Source organism: Atlantibacter sp., from assembly GCF_032062175.1.
Lineage (GTDB): Bacteria > Pseudomonadota > Gammaproteobacteria > Enterobacterales > Enterobacteriaceae > Atlantibacter.
The window spans coordinates 40518-55816 of record NZ_DAMBQK010000002.1 but is presented as its reverse complement, the minus strand read 5'-3'; the positions used below and the strand labels follow the sequence as shown (position 1 = coordinate 55816).

12 protein-coding genes are annotated in these 15299 nt (G+C 53.3%); 3 read left to right on the top strand and 9 right to left on the bottom strand.

The genetic code is table 11. The annotated features are described in order from the left end of the window. Positions 1 to 175: 175 nt before the first annotated feature. The 3 genes from lapB to pgpB all read right to left on the bottom strand — a co-directional run bounded on the left by lapB (position 176) and on the right by pgpB (position 2572). Positions 176 to 1345: a lipopolysaccharide assembly protein LapB gene (gene lapB, locus RT120_RS02475; RefSeq protein WP_312978954.1), complete on the bottom strand. Its 1170-nt coding sequence runs from the start codon at positions 1343 to 1345 to the stop codon at positions 176 to 178. A gap of 4 nt (positions 1346 to 1349) precedes the next feature. Beyond that, positions 1350 to 1658, bottom strand: coding sequence for a LapA family protein (locus tag RT120_RS02470; RefSeq protein WP_312978951.1), 309 nt, complete (start codon positions 1656 to 1658; stop codon positions 1350 to 1352). Positions 1659 to 1810: 152 nt separating this feature from the next. After that, on the bottom strand, positions 1811 to 2572 hold the full coding sequence (gene pgpB / locus RT120_RS02465; RefSeq protein WP_312978949.1) for a phosphatidylglycerophosphatase B: 762 nt from the start codon (positions 2570 to 2572) through the stop codon (positions 1811 to 1813). Between the two features lie 203 nt (positions 2573 to 2775). Here pgpB and ribA point away from each other — a divergent pair, with 203 nt between their 5' ends. Then, the gene (gene ribA, locus RT120_RS02460) at positions 2776 to 3369 is read left to right on the top strand and encodes a GTP cyclohydrolase II (RefSeq protein ID WP_312978947.1); all 594 of its coding nucleotides are present in this window, start codon (positions 2776 to 2778) and stop codon (positions 3367 to 3369) included. A 40-nt stretch (positions 3370 to 3409) separates the two neighbouring features. Here ribA and acnA read toward each other — a convergent pair whose 3' ends face one another. Both acnA and RT120_RS02450 read right to left on the bottom strand, forming a co-directional pair. After that, complete coding sequence (gene acnA / locus RT120_RS02455) at positions 3410 to 6085, bottom strand: aconitate hydratase AcnA (RefSeq protein ID WP_312978945.1); 2676 nt, start codon at positions 6083 to 6085, stop codon at positions 3410 to 3412. 10 nt (positions 6086 to 6095) lie between these two features. After that, positions 6096 to 6314, bottom strand: a complete 219-nt coding sequence (locus RT120_RS02450; RefSeq protein WP_312978943.1) for a hypothetical protein — start codon at positions 6312 to 6314, stop codon at positions 6096 to 6098. Between the two features lie 375 nt (positions 6315 to 6689). On the opposite strand from RT120_RS02450, the gene chiP reads away from it, so the two are divergent. Both chiP and RT120_RS02440 read left to right on the top strand, forming a co-directional pair. Then, positions 6690 to 8087, top strand: coding sequence for a chitoporin ChiP (gene chiP / locus RT120_RS02445; protein WP_312978941.1), 1398 nt, complete (start codon positions 6690 to 6692; stop codon positions 8085 to 8087). Between the two features lie 76 nt (positions 8088 to 8163). Further along, complete coding sequence (locus RT120_RS02440) at positions 8164 to 10821, top strand: beta-N-acetylhexosaminidase (RefSeq protein ID WP_312978939.1); 2658 nt, start codon at positions 8164 to 8166, stop codon at positions 10819 to 10821. A gap of 79 nt (positions 10822 to 10900) precedes the next feature. On the opposite strand, the gene RT120_RS02435 is transcribed toward RT120_RS02440, so the two are convergent. The 4 genes from RT120_RS02435 to topA all read right to left on the bottom strand — a co-directional run bounded on the left by RT120_RS02435 (position 10901) and on the right by topA (position 15273). Next, on the bottom strand, positions 10901 to 11062 hold the full coding sequence (locus RT120_RS02435) for a hypothetical protein (RefSeq protein ID WP_312978937.1): 162 nt from the start codon (positions 11060 to 11062) through the stop codon (positions 10901 to 10903). A 1-nt stretch (position 11063) separates the two neighbouring features. Continuing rightward, positions 11064 to 11192, bottom strand: a complete 129-nt coding sequence (locus RT120_RS02430) for a YmiA family putative membrane protein (protein WP_312978935.1) — start codon at positions 11190 to 11192, stop codon at positions 11064 to 11066. 311 nt (positions 11193 to 11503) lie between these two features. Further along, positions 11504 to 12478 (bottom strand): HTH-type transcriptional regulator CysB, encoded by a 975-nt coding sequence (gene cysB / locus RT120_RS02425; RefSeq protein ID WP_312978932.1) that lies wholly within the window; start codon positions 12476 to 12478, stop codon positions 11504 to 11506. A gap of 188 nt (positions 12479 to 12666) precedes the next feature. Further along, positions 12667 to 15273, bottom strand: coding sequence for a type I DNA topoisomerase (gene topA / locus RT120_RS02420; RefSeq protein WP_312978929.1), 2607 nt, complete (start codon positions 15271 to 15273; stop codon positions 12667 to 12669). Positions 15274 to 15299 lie beyond the last annotated feature (26 nt).

The window sequence follows — 15299 nt, the reverse complement described above, 5'->3', positions numbered from 1 at the left end:
CTTCTGATAGGGGCACCGATAAGGCGCGAAACAATAAACGGCAAGCATTCTACCTGCGGAGCCTGAAAAATTACAGGCGCTTAGCGCCCTGCCAGACGAATCCAGGTACGGCGTTACGGCCAATAACGGTGATAACCTCTAAGTATGTTGTAACTAAGATGATAGATTAAAAAATTTATTGTCCATCCAGACCACGAATCGGCTTAATGGTGGACCACGCCCGGCACGACGGGCAATGCCAGTACAGGGTAAACGCGGTAAAGCCGCATTTCTGGCAGCGGTAACGCGGTTTGGTGCGCATCTGTTCGCCGACCATATCGCGCAGCGCCAGCAGGCTCTCTTTGGCCCGGCCTTCTTCCGCTTCGTTGAGGTGATAGTCCATCAGACGATGGAATACGCGCATCGTCGGGTGCCGCTGCAATTGCCGGGTAATATAGACCTGCGCCGCATCAGAGCCTTCTTGTTGCTCCATTAACTCAGCGAGCATCAGCTCCGCCACCGCGCCGGTGTTTTCCTCAACGCAGCGTTTGAGAAACTCTGCCCATTCGTCATGCTTGCCCAACTGCTGGTAGCAGGTTTGCAGCATTTCCAGGGTTTCGCCCACCAGTTCGCGGTCCTGCTCAATCACTTTAAGCAGCGACTCCTGCGCTTTGGCATACTCCTGCTTATTGATATAAATGCGGCCCATCATGATGGAAACGCGCGCGCTGTTGCTGTCTGCCGCCGCGCCCTTTCTCAGCAGGCCCAGCGCCTTGTCCATCTCTTCGCTGGCCATCATTTGCAACGCCAGTTCGCAATAGAAATGCGCAATTTCAACCCGATGATTTTCTTTACCCAGTTTCACCAAGCGCTCGGCCACGTCGATGGCTTTTTGCCAGTCGCTGGTCGCCTGATAAATCTGTAACAGCTGGGAAAGCGCGCTGATACGGAAGTCGGTTTCATCCACCAGTTGGCCAAACATCTCTTCCGCCCGGTCATAAAGCCCGGCGGCCATATAGTCGCGGCCCAGTTGCTGTACCGCAAGCAAGCGTTGCTCATAGGTTAGCGAGGCGCTTTCCATCAGGGTCTGGTGAATACGGATAGCCCGGTCTACTTCGCCGCGTGAACGGAAAAGGTTGCCGAGGGTCAGGTGCGCTTCAACGGTGCCGGTATCTTCTTTCAGCATCTCGAGGAACAGATCCACCGCTTTATCCTGCTGATTGCTCAGCAGAAAGTTAACCCCAGCGACGTAATCTCTGGAGAGGCGGTTGGTTTCCTGATCCTTCGCCTGTTGTGCACTTCTGCGCCCCATATACCAGCCATAGGCGGCGGCAACAGGCAGCAGCAGAAATAACAGTTCCAGCATCGAATCAGCCTTTTACCGCAGGCGCGGCAGGGGCCGGCGTGGTTTCAGGCAGCGGAGAGAGCTGGTTTTCCAGACGCTTAACTTTGCGCTCGGCCCGCGCCAACTGTACGCGTACCCGCAGCCAGAAAAGCCCGCAAATTAACCAGCCAATGATAAACCCCGTCGCGAACAGCACGGCCAGCAGTGTAGAGATACGATATTCACCCTGAGCCAGCAGATAATTGAAGGTTACCTGTTGGTCGTTTTGCGCGCCCAGTGTGACGGAAATGACAAATATCGCTAATACCAGTAAGAAAATGAGTAAATATTTCACATTACTTCCCGTTATGTGGTTTGAGCGAATAAATCGTGTTCAACTCTTTCTTGTAACGCTATAAATTAACATTTCCTGGCTAATCGGGAAATGAGAATGCACCATTGCAAAAGGAATAAATGCGGATCCCCTGCACGCTTTTCAAGCCAACGCTAGTCATTTTCGCGTTCGGCGATTTCTTTCTTCTCTTCCACTGGCGGCGCAAACGGCCCACATAATTTTTGCGCAACCCATACCGCCAGCGTGACCAGCAGCCAGGAGATCAGCGTGGCGACCACCAAATCACGTGGCCAGTGCATCCCTAATAGCATGCGGCTGGCCATCACGCCGCTGGCCCAGACTAACAGCACCGCCAGCGTGATTGTGCGGCGGCGCGGCCATAAGAGCCCCACGCCCAGCAACGCCCAACTGGCGGCAAACATCGTGTGCCCCGAAGGAAACGCGAAACCGGTCTCTTTCTGCCAGTGTTTGCGCAGCCAGACCGGAATGTTTGCCTCGTTCTGCAATTGCTCTTTGACTAAATGCCCGCGGTCTTTACGCTTTAAATTGTAGAAGTCGTCCACCGGAACGTGACGCGTTTTTTCAAGCCACATGACAAATGGCCTCGGTTCCTGCACCGAATCCTTGATCCAGGATTTGACGCCCTGCCCGACCAGAATCGCGGCACCTAAGATCAGAAACAACACCACCGCAGCGCGCAGACGGTAACGCAGGCACCACAAAAACCAGCCGCAGAGTAGCACATGCGTGATGATCCCCCAGGGTTGGGTAACCGTTTCGGTGATCCAGAACATGCCCTTTAACCAGAATGAGCCGGTTGTAGGTTCCCATTGCCAGCCGGAAATCCAAACCAATAAAGGCATCACCAATAACAATCCCGCGCCAAAGGTGGTGCGCGTAGCAATCGACAGCATGACGTCTCCTTCATCGTAATGTCACACAAGGATAACCGAAAATTTAACATTCACCCATTTACTGCCAGTTTTGTGCGCTTAACAATTGCGTGACCGGGCTCACAGTAGGCGAACGGCAGTGCATTGTGGCAAAATAGCGCCAATAACAGAAAGCCAAAATAGTGGCTGGCGCGAAAGCGTCCTATAACGATCTGGAGAATCACATGCAGCTTAAACGTGTGGCGGAAGCTAAACTGCCAACCCCCTGGGGCGATTTCCTGATGGTGGGATTTGAAGAACTGGCTACCGGTCATGATCATGTCGCACTGGTGTTCGGCGATATTACCGGCGAGTCGCCGGTACTGGCACGCGTGCATTCCGAATGTTTAACCGGCGATGCGCTGTTCAGCCTGCGCTGCGATTGCGGTTTCCAGCTCGAGGCGGCGCTGTCCCACATTGCCGAAGAAGGCCGTGGTATCCTGATGTACCATCGTCAGGAAGGCCGTAATATTGGCCTGCTGAATAAAATCCGCGCTTATGCGTTGCAGGATCAGGGTTACGATACCGTTGAAGCCAACCACCAGCTCGGCTTTGCCGCTGACGAACGTGATTTCACGCTGTGCGCCGATATGTTCAAGCTGCTGGGCGTGAATGAAGTACGCTTGCTGACTAATAATCCGCGTAAGGTGGAAATTCTTAGCGAGGCGGGGATCAATATTGTTGAACGCGTACCGCTTATTGTGGGCCGTAATCCAAACAACGAACACTATCTGGATACCAAAGCCGCGAAAATGGGCCATCTGTTGTCCCGCGACTAAATATCTTCAGAAAAAGGCCTGCATTCGCAGGCCTTTGCTTTTAGGTGAGCATGTTGCGTATCACAAAATGCAGGATGCCGTCATTCTGGTAATAAGTCAGCTCATTGCCGGTATCGATGCGGCAGCGGCAGTTCACCACCGCTGTTGTCCCATCGGTACGGGTAAGCGTGACCGGAACCGTCGCGCCCGGCGTCAGTGATTGCAGCCCGCTAATGTCAATGTGCTCTTCCCCGGTCAGATTCAGCGTCTTACGCGTCACCCCCTGTGGGAATTCCAGCGGCAGGATGCCCATACCGATCAGGTTCGAGCGGTGGATACGTTCAAAAGACTCCGCAATCACCACCCGAACGCCCAGCAGGCGCGGGCCTTTTGCCGCCCAGTCGCGGCTGGAGCCGGAACCGTACTCTTTACCGGCAATGACCGCCAGCGGCACGGATTTGGCCTGATAGGCCATCGCCGCGTCGTAAATCGACATGACTTCATCACCCGGCAGCAGGCGCGTCATCCCGCCTTCCACACCCGGCACCATTTCGTTACGGATACGGATATTGGCAAAAGTACCGCGCATCATCACTTCATGGTTACCACGGCGCGAACCGTAGGAGTTGAAATCGCCCCGCTCCACGCCGTGGCTTTGCAGATAGCGCCCCGCCGGGCTATCGGCTTTGATGCTACCCGCCGGAGAGATATGGTCAGTGGTGACCGAGTCGCCCAGCATCGCCAGAATGCGCGCCTGGTGGACATCCTCGACCGGCTTCGGCTCCGCCAGCATGTCGTCAAAGAACGGCGACAGGCGAATATAGGTCGAATCATTCTGCCAGCCATAGGTGTCGGAGCGTTCAACTTCAATGGATTTCCACTCGTCGGTGCCTTCGAACACTTCGGCATATTCTTTACGGAACATATCGGTAGAAACCTGTTCCACCGCCCTGGCGATCTCCTGGGATGACGGCCAGATATCTTTCAGATACACCGGGTCGCCTTTTTTATCATGGCCCAGCGGATCGGTCGCCAGGTTAACGTTCATATTCCCCGCCAGCGCATACGCCACGACCAGCGGCGGCGACGCCAGCCAGTTGGTTTTTACCAGGGGATGGATACGGCCTTCAAAGTTACGGTTGCCGGAGAGCACTGCACCCACGGTCAAATCGCCTTTTTTGATCGCCTGCTCAATAGGGTCCGGCAGCGGCCCGGAGTTACCGATACAGGTGGTGCACCCGTAACCTACCAGGTTAAAGCCTAGCTCGTCGAGGTAAGGCGTAAGCTTCGCCTGGGCCAGATAATCGGAAACCACTTTTGACCCTGGCGCCAGCGATGCTTTCACCCACGGTTGGCGCTTCAGCCCTAAGGTGACTGCTTTTTTCGCCAGCAGGCCAGCGGCCATCAACACGCTGGGGTTTGAGGTGTTGGTACAGGAGGTGATCGCGGAAATCACCACTGCGCCGTCAGGCAACTGATACTGCTGCCCGTTCATCACATAATCCACCGGGGCGCGATCTTTCTGGCTGTGGTTCACTTCCAACTCATTGCTGGCAGCAAATGCGGCAGGTACATCTTTAAGGGTCACGCGATCTTGTGGGCGTTTAGGCCCGGCGAGGCTCGCCTGCACTTCTGCCATATCCAGTGCTAGCGTACTGGTAAACACCGGCTCATCGCCGGTATTGCGCCACATCCCCTGGGCTTTGGCATACGCTTCAACCAGCGCCACCTGCTCTTCGCTGCGCCCGCTGAGCCGCATATAGTCCAGCGTGACGCCGTCAATCGGGAAAAACCCGCAGGTCGCGCCGTATTCCGGGGCCATGTTGGCGATGGTCGCGCGGTCCGCCAGCGGCAAATCGTCCAGCCCGTCGCCATAGAATTCCACGAATTTACCCACTACGCCGTGTTTACGCAGCATTTGGGTAACGGTCAGCACCAGGTCGGTGGCGGTAATGCCTTCCTGTAACTTACCGGTAAGCTTAAAGCCCACCACGTCCGGGATCAGCATCGACACGGGCTGGCCAAGCATGGCCGCTTCCGCTTCGATCCCGCCTACACCCCAGCCCAATACGCCGAGGCCGTTAATCATGGTGGTGTGGGAGTCCGTGCCGACCAGGGTGTCCGGGTAGGCCACCATTTCACCGTCCTGCAATTCGCTCCAGACCGCTTTGCCGAGATACTCCAGGTTCACCTGGTGGCAAATACCGGTGCCCGGCGGCACCACGCTGAACCGGCTGAATGCCTGCTGGCCCCAGCGCAGAAACACATAGCGCTCGTGGTTGCGCTCCATTTCCAGACGCACGTTTTCTTCAAATGCGTCGTCATTGCCGAAATGGTCCACCGTGACCGAGTGGTCGATCACCAGGTCAACCGGCGAGAGCGGATTCACCTTCGAGACATCACCACCCAGGCGTTTCACCGCTTCACGCATCGCGGCGAGATCTACCACGGCGGGCACCCCGGTAAAGTCCTGCATCAGCACGCGCGCCGGGCGGTAGGCAATTTCCCGGTCAGCATGGGCGTTTTTCAGCCAACCGGCCAGCGCCGCGATATCCTCACCGGTAACGGAACCTCCGTCCTGCCAGCGCAGCAGGTTTTCCAGCAGCACTTTTAGCGACTTGGGCAATCGCGAAATATCCCCAAGTTCCCTGGAAGCCAGCGGCAGACTGTAATAGTGGTAAGTTTTATCGAGTGCCTGCAACGTATCCTTACTGGCTTCGCGTAGTGTCGACGACATATGCTCCTCCTTAATAGCTGAGATGCGATACCCTGACGATAATCAGGGTTTGTATTAAAGATAACACAAACATGTCGTAACGTTTTGATAACAACCCAAATTGATAAATCACCGCTGGCGGGGCCGGAACATTGTTCAGGAAAATGTCCGTGGAATCGGGACGTTGTCTGCCGAGTGGAATGTCTGCTTTCAGGAAGCGAATAAGGATGGCGACAAGAAATAAGGACATTCTTAATTACCTCATTAATATTCGCGTCGCGAATTAATTCTATTTATCTCGATATTTTCACGAATGATTCAATTATGTCAAAACAGAGCTAAACGCTAAAAAAAGACCATTATCAAAACCATCATCTATAATATTGTCATATTATAATTTAAAAACCCAAAAACAAACAAATTAGCGCAAAGGTAATATGATGATAAAATTTTGTGCACTTCATCATAAACGCAAAAATATCATCAAAATAGTTATTGATAATTCGCTTCGCGAAAAATAAGGTGAACGCACCCTTAACCCGTACGGAAATTAACCTCTCACATTAAACGCCGAATATGGCGAATCACTCACACTCGCTCTCTTATTATTTTAAAAGGAATTATTATGCATTCGTTTAATAACAAACGGCATGCCTTCGGCTGGGCATTACTAAGCCTGAGCGCAGGCGCGTCGGGGCTATTTACCCCCCAGGCCAGTGCCGCAGGATTTGTTGAAGATTCGACGCTAACGGGCGGCGTTTATTACTGGCAACGGGAACGCGATCGCAAAGACGTTGCGGAAGATAAATATAAAACCAACCTTTCCCATTCTACCTGGAACGCGAATCTTGATTTCCAGTCAGGCTATATTAACGATATTTTGGGTCTGGATATCGCGGCCTTTACCGCCGTTGAAATGGCGGAAGCAAGTGACAGCGGCCATCCTAACGAAATTGCCTTCTCTTCCAGCAATAAGGCCTATGACGAAGACTGGTCTGGCGATAAAAGCGGTATTAGCCTGTATAAGGCTGCGGCGAAACTGAAACTGGGGCCGGTATGGGCGCGCGCCGGTTATATTCAACCCACCGGCCAGACGCTGCTGGCGCCACACTGGAGTTTTATGCCTGGCACCTACCAGGGCGCTGAAGCAGGCGCGAATATTGATTACGGTGATTCGGGCGCATTCAGTTTTTCTTACATGTGGACCAATGAATATAAATCACCCTGGCACCTTGAGATGGATGATTTTTATCAGAACGATAAAACCACCCATGTGGATTATCTCCATTCTGTCGGCGCGAAATATGATTTTAAAAATAACCTGATACTCGAAGCCGCATTTGGTCAGGCTCAGGGATATATCGACCAGTATTTTGCCAAAGCCAGCTATAAATGGCCGATAAGCGGGAACCCATTGACCACCAGTTATCAGTTCTACGGCACGCGCGATAAGGTGGACAACGGCGGCATCAATGATATTTATGACGGCACCGCCTGGCTTCAGGCATTAACCTTCGGCTATAAGCTCGGTCAGGTGGATTTGCGCCTTGAGGGCACATGGGTCAGGGCGGACGGTCAGCAGGGTTATTTTCTGCAACGTATGACCCCTACTTACGCGTCCTCCAATGGTCGTCTGGATATCTGGTGGGATAACCGCTCAGATTTTAATGCCAACGGCGAAAAGGCGGTGTATTTCGGCGCAATGTACGATCTGGGCAACTGGGATTTAGCCGGTTTCGCCGTTGGCGGCTCTTACGTTTACGCATGGGATGCGAAACCCAGCTCAGCGCCCACCCGCGATGGGTACTACGATGCCGGTAATCGCCTGAAGGAATCCGCATACAGTCTGGATGCCAGCTACACGCTGCAACAAGGCCGCGCTAAAGGCACTCTGTTTAAGCTTCATTTCACGCAGTATGACAACCACTCCGACATTCCCAGCTACGGCGGTGGATATGGAAATATTTTCCAGGATGAGCGCGACGTGAAATTCATGGTCATCGCCCCGTTCACGATTTTCTGAACGGTCGGAATACCTCAGCGTTAAATATCGATCGTTACGATCGGGAAAATCAGCGAGACATCATAAGGATTTTGACATGAATAAATTATCTTTGAGTCTTTTAGCCGCGTCTGTTCTGGCGCTGCTTAATAGCCCTTCAGCCGCCGCCAGCCAGCAAACGGTGGATCAAATCAGTCAGTTCACGTTGAACTACACGGTCAACGATAATCATGCCGCCCTGCACGGCACCGACTGCGCGAAATTAGGCGCAGACTGGGCGTCCTGCACCAAAGCGACGATTACGCTGGCCAATAACGGCGACGCGGTAACGGACAAATCATGGACCATCTATTTTCACAGTATTCGCCGCATTCTTCAGGTTGAAAACGACCAGTTCAAGGTCAGCCATATCATGGGCGATCTGCATAAGCTGGAGCCCACCGATAAATTTACCGGCTTCCCGGCGGGACAGCGTGTGGAAATTCCGATTATCAATGAATACTGGCAGCTTTTTATCACCGATATTTTGCCGCGCTGGTATGTGACCGCAGACCATGCGGTGCCCAGGATTATTGCCAACACCGATACCGAAGAACTGACCCAGTTCGTTACGCCGTTAGGCGAACAATGGAAGCGCACCCCGGATGATAAAAATATCCTGATGACTGCGCAGACGCGTTTCGATAAAAACAGCGATCTGCATTTACTCGATAGCCGGACGCTGCGTGGGCAGATTATCCCTACACCACTTGAAACCCATATTTATAAGCAGGACGTTGATTTAAGCCGGGGCGTTACATTGCAGTTGGCGGCGCTGGCGGCCCCTGCCCGGCAGGCCATTGAGTCTCGCTTTGCGCTGCTTAGCGTAAAAACCGATGGTGACTACCCGATCCGCGGGGAAATCGCTCCCCGGGCATTTGGCGGGAAAGAGGCGGTAAGCGGCGCGTATCACCTTAATGTGGGCCAGAAAGAAGCCGTGGTGACGGGTTATGACCAGGCCGGACTGTTTTACGGGCTACAGTCAATGCTGTCGATGATGCCGGGAGAAGGCGCGCCTGTCATCGCCACGCTGGATGCCAAGGACGCTCCGCGCTTTGCTTACCGCGGTATTCATCTGGATGTAGGCCGTAATTTTCACTCCAAAGCAGCGGTGTTGCGCCTGCTGGAACAAATGGCCGCCTATAAACTCAATAAATTCCATTTTCATCTTAGCGATGATGAAGGATGGCGTCTGGAAATACCCGGTCTGCCGGAACTGACCGATGTGGGTGCCAAACGCTGCCATGACCTGAACGAAAAAACCTGCCTGCTGCCACAGCTCGGCTCCGGGCCAGACAGCGACAATAATGGCAGCGGCTATTTCACGCGCGAGGATTACATCGCGATCCTGAAATATGCCGGGGCCCGGCAAATCGAGGTGATCCCGGAAATCGATATGCCCGCACATGCCCGTGCGGCAATTATCGCTATGGAAGCGCGCTATGAACGGTTGAACCAGCAAGGTAAAACACAGGAAGCGGAGCAGTACCGGTTGCTGGAGCCTGGCGACATCTCGAATACCACCGGTGTTCAGTACTATAACCGTACCGGTTATCTTAATCCGTGCCTGCCCGCATCAAGCCGTTTTGTGGATAAGGTCATCGGCGAAATCCAACAGATGCACAAAGAAGCGGGTATCCCACTCAATACCTGGCATTTCGGCGGCGACGAAGCGAAGAATATTTATCTGGGTACCGGCTATACCGATCGGGCGAAGCCTGAAGACGGAAAAGGCGTGATTGACCAAAGCCAGCAGGATAAACCCTGGGCGAGATCCCCCGCCTGCCAGCGGATGGTCAAAGAAGGCAGCGTTGCCGATGTCGAGCATCTCTCCAGCTATTTTGGCATTGAAGTCAGTAAGCTGGTTAAAGCGCACGGCATCACAGCGATGCAGGCGTGGCAGGATGGCCTGAAAGATGCCAAAGACGCCAGCACGTTCGGGACCGACCACGTTAACGTCAACTTCTGGGATACGCTCTACTGGGGTGGTTTTGATACCGCAAACGACTGGGCCAATAAAGGATTCCGTGTAGTGGTATCTAATCCAGACTATCTCTATCTGGACTTCCCCAATGAAGTTAACCCGGAAGAAAGCGGTTATTACTGGGGGACGCGCTTTAGCGACGAGCGCAAAATCTTCAGCTTCGCACCAGATAACCTGCCTCAGAATGCAGAAACCTCCGTCGATCGCGACGGCAACGCCTTTACCGCCAAATCTGATAAGGCCTGGCCCGGCGCTTACGGCCTGTCTGCGCAACTGTGGAGCGAAGTGGTGCGCACCGATAAACAGATGGAGTACATGATTTATCCGCGAATGATTTCCGTGGCGGAGCGTGCCTGGCATCGGGCTGGCTGGGAACAGGATTATCAGGCCGGACGCGAATACAAAGGTGGCGAAACCCATTTTATCGATGTGACAGCGATGAACAGAGAATGGGAGCGATTCGCCAATCTTGTGGGGCAACGTGAACTGACGAAGCTGGAAAAAGCAGGTATTCAGTACCGCCTCCCGGTGCCAGGCGCACGGGTGCTAAACGGCAAACTGCTGGTAAACAGCGCGCTTCCCGGTACGCCGGTTGAGTATTCGCTGGATAACGGGCAGAGCTGGCAGCGTTATAACGATAAATCCCACCCGGAGGTGACGGGAAATATCCGCGTGCGTTCAGTGAGTATTGACGGGCAGCGGGTCAGTCGCCAGGCGGTAGTAAAAGAATAATTACGTTATTATCAAAAAGAAAAAACCCTCTGAAAACTTCAGAGGGTTTTGCGAAAACAGGCAATATTACTCGTATCTGTTATTCGTTATTTGTCTCGTCATCTTGCGAAAACAAATCGATAAACGCTTTTTGCTGTTTGGTCAGAGTCCATGACGTCGGGATTGTCGGTTTTTGTTCCTGTTGCGTCTCGCCATCGCGATCCGTCTCAGCGCCCGTCGTCTTGTTCTCTTCCGAAACCATACTAGCCCCAGATGTACCAGGCAAGCCCGCCAACCACAACCCAAAACAGGGCGGACAGTGCGAACGCCGCGAGCCAGGCTCTACGTTTCAGGTTCGCACCACATTGTGGCTGATGGCTTTCTGAAGGCATCGGGGTCCTCATATAATCGACATTGCTTATCATGTTTCACCAAACAATAGTCAGAATTAATCAATTGATGAGACAAATCCTAATTAAAAAGTATCAAAAAAGCCAGCAGATTTATGTGAGATCACCATCTAAATAATCAATCTTTTGACATCAAATAAATAATCGAAACCCGGGATTTGCCGGGATGGAAATTATTTTCTATTTTTGTCGTCCCACAGAGACAGAAAGCCCATGTTTAACACGTGGGCTTTTAACGGGAAATCTTACCGTTTAATCGGCAGCAGATAATATATTCTTTATTAAAGAGCCGCTTATTTAGCAGGCAATTTAATGTCTTTGAACATTTCTTCAATATCCTCATTAGAACGCAGCGACACGGCGGTATCCACCACATCGCGGGTTAAATGCGGAGCGAAACGCTGAATGAAGTCGTACATATAGCTTCTTAAAAACGTGCTGCGGCGAAAACCGATTTTCGTGGTGCTGTGACTAAAAATTTCGTGGGCGTCCAGACGCACCAGATCCGGATCTGCAATCGGGTCCACCGCCATGCTGGCGATAACCCCTACCCCTAAGCCGAGGCGTACGTAGGTTTTAATGACATCCGCATCGGTAGCGGTAAACACGATACGCGGAGTCAGCCCGGCGCGGTTAAAGGCAGTATCCAGTTCCGAGCGCCCGGTAAAGCCGAAGGTGTAAGTCACCAGGGGGTATTGCGCCAGTTCCTCAATAGTGACCGACTCTTTAGACGCCAGCGGATGATCCGGCGTGACGACAATCGAACGGTTCCAGTGGTAGCACGGCAGCATCACTAAATCGTCATACAGGTGCAACGCTTCGGTGGCGATGGCAAAGTCCGCGTTGCCCTTTGAGACCGCTTCAGCAATTTGCGTTGGCGAGCCCTGGTGCATATGCAAGGATACGCGCGGATAACGCTCAATAAAGCCTTTAATCACGCCAGGCAGCGCGTAACGCGCCTGAGTATGGGTGGTGGCGACATACAGCGAGCCTTTATCTGGCCAGGTATGCTCTCCCGCGACCGATTTGATGGCGTCCACTTTCGACAGCACTTCCCGGGCAATGCGGATGATTTCCTGCCCGGCTGGCGTCACCTGGGTTAAATGCTTGCCGCTACGGGCAAAAATTTGAATTCCTAACTCGTCTTCCAGCATGCGGACTTGTTTACTGATACCGGGCTGGGACGTATACAGCCCTTCTGCTGTCGACGAGACATTAAGGTTGTGATTGACCACCTCAACGATATAACGAAGCTGTTGTAGTTTCATGGCAGACCATCCGCGCTGACTGCGCTTTCTGACGAGATTAAGACCGAATCAGTCTAAAAAAGAGGTTAACTATAACCACTATATCATTTATATCTTCTGTGTATAGATGGTGAAAATAAATAATAACGCCGTAATAAACAAAAAGGGCCGGATTTCTCCAGCCCTTTTTTATTTCTATTTACAGCAAGTTACTTACTGCCTTCCACCCACTTGCCGTCGACGTAAAACGCAGACCAACCGGTGGCTTTACCCGCTTTCTCTGAAGAAACGTACTGCTGTTTGGTTTTACGGCTGAATTTAACCACCGCCGGATTACCTTCCGGATCTTTCTGCGGGGCATCTGCCAGATAACGCAGTTTTTCCGGCAGACGATCGCGGAAGCGGTACAGTTCTTCCACTAACGGCGCACGGGTTTCTCGCGATTTCGGGAATGTATTCGCTGCCAGGAACACGCCCGCCGCGCCGTCACGCAGCACGAAGTACGCGTCGGATTTCTCGCACGGCAGCTCCGGTAACGGAACCGGATCTTCCTTCGGTGGCGCAACGTCGCCGTTACGTAAAATCTTACGGGTGTTTTTGCACTCGTCGTTAGTACAGGCCATGTACTTACCGAAACGGCCCATACGCAGATGCATCTCCGAACCGCACTTCTCGCACTCGACGATCGGGCCGTCATAGCCCTTGATGCGGAACTCACCCTCTTCGATTTCATAGCCATCGCAGGTCGGGTTATTGCCGCAAACGTGGATTTTGCGCTTCGGATCGATCAGGTAGCTGTCCATCGCGGTGCCGCATTTCTGGCAACGGCGCCTGGCGCGCAAGGCGTTGGTTTCGGCATCATCGCCTTCCAGCACGTTGAGCACTTCGTTTTCTGGCACCAGGTTGATGGTGGTTTTGCAGCGCTCTTTTGGCGACAGCGCATAGCCGGAACAACCCAGGAACACTCCGGTGCTGGCGGTGCGAATGCCCATTTTGCGACCGCAGGTCGGGCAGTCGATGCTGGTCAACACCATCTGGTTCGGACGCATCCCACCCTCTTCCGGGTCTTTCTCCGCCGTAGCTAACTGACGGGTAAAATCACCGAAAAAGTTATCAAGCACCGCTTTCCATTCAGCCTGATGGTTTGCCACCTGGTCGAGGCTGCTTTCCATCTGGGCAGTGAAGTCGTAATTCATCAGCTCGCGGAAGTTTTCTTCCAGGCGGTCGGTGACGATCTCACCCATTTTCTCCGCGTAGAAACGGCGGTTTTCAACCCGCACATAGCCGCGATCCTGAATAGTAGAGATGATCGATGCATAGGTAGACGGACGGCCAATACCGCGTTTTTCCAGTTCTTTGACCAGGGACGCTTCGCTAAAGCGTGCAGGCGGCTTGGTGAAGTGCTGCGCCGGCGTCAGTTCGACCAGGGACAGTACGTCACCAGGCTCAACGGCAGGCAGCGTACGGTCTTCGTCGCCTTTACGCAACGCAGGCATCACTTTGGTCCAGCCATCAAAGCGCAGGGTACGGCCACGCGCTTTCAGGCGGAAATCGCCTGCTTTAACGGTCAATGTGGTGGAGTCGTATTGCGCCGGGGTCATCTGACAGGCCACGAACTGACGCCAGATCAGTTGGTACAGTTTCTGCGCATCGCTTTCCATATCTTTCAGCACGTCCGCGACCACGCTTACATCCGAAGGACGAATGGCTTCGTGCGCTTCCTGGGAGTTGTCTTTGCTGGCGTACTGGTTAGCCGACTCCGGCAGGTATTTTTTGCCGAATTCGTCTTTAATGTAGTCGCGCACCATGCTCACCGCGTCCTGGCTCAGGTTGGTGGAGTCGGTACGCATATAGGTGATGTAACCCGCTTCGTAGAGACGCTGGGCCATCATCATGGTTTTCTTCACGCCAAAGCCGAGGCGCGTGCTGGCTGCCTGTTGCAGCGTCGAGGTGATAAACGGCGCGCCAGGCTTGCTGCTGGTGGGTTTATCTTCACGATCCAGCAGGGTGTAACGCGCTTTTTCAAGCAGGCTTACCGCCGCCATAGTTTGATCGCGGTTAACCGGACGGAACGGTTTGTCGTTCTGGTGGGTCACTTCAACCTGTAGCGCGTCGCCTTTCGGGGTGGTCAGCGCGGCATCGATTTCCCAGTATTCTTCCGGCACGAAGGCTTTGATTTCACGCTCGCGCTCAACAACCAGACGAACTGCAACGGACTGCACGCGTCCGGCAGACAGGCCACGGGCGATTTTCTTCCACAACAGCGGAGAAACCATGTAGCCCACGACGCGGTCCATAAAGCGGCGCGCCTGCTGAGCGTTAACCCGGTCGATATTCAGTTCGCCCGGCTTCTCAAACGCCTGGCGAATCGCATTCTTGGTAATTTCGTTGAACACCACGCGGCTATAGCGGGTGTCGTCGCCGCCGATCACTTCCCGCAGGTGCCATGCAATGGCTTCCCCTTCGCGGTCAAGGTCGGTTGCGAGATAGATGTGGTCAGCTTTTTCAGCCAACGATTTCAGTTCAGAGACAACTTTCTCTTTGCCCGGCAGCACTTCGTACTGTGCTTCCCAGTCATGCCACGGATCGACGCCCATGCGATTGACTAACGCACCGCGTTCATCCTTTTTGACTTTTTTGCCGGTTTTGGCCGTTTTGGTGGAGGCAGAGTCAGCGCTCTTTTTTTGGGTTGATCCGCTGGTCGGCAAATCACGGATATGACCGACGCTGGATTTCACCACGTAGTCATTGCCGAGATACTTGTTAATCGTTTTGGCTTTTGCCGGGGACTCAACGATAACGAGAGCTTTACCCATATTCACCTTTACCTGGTTGATTCTTC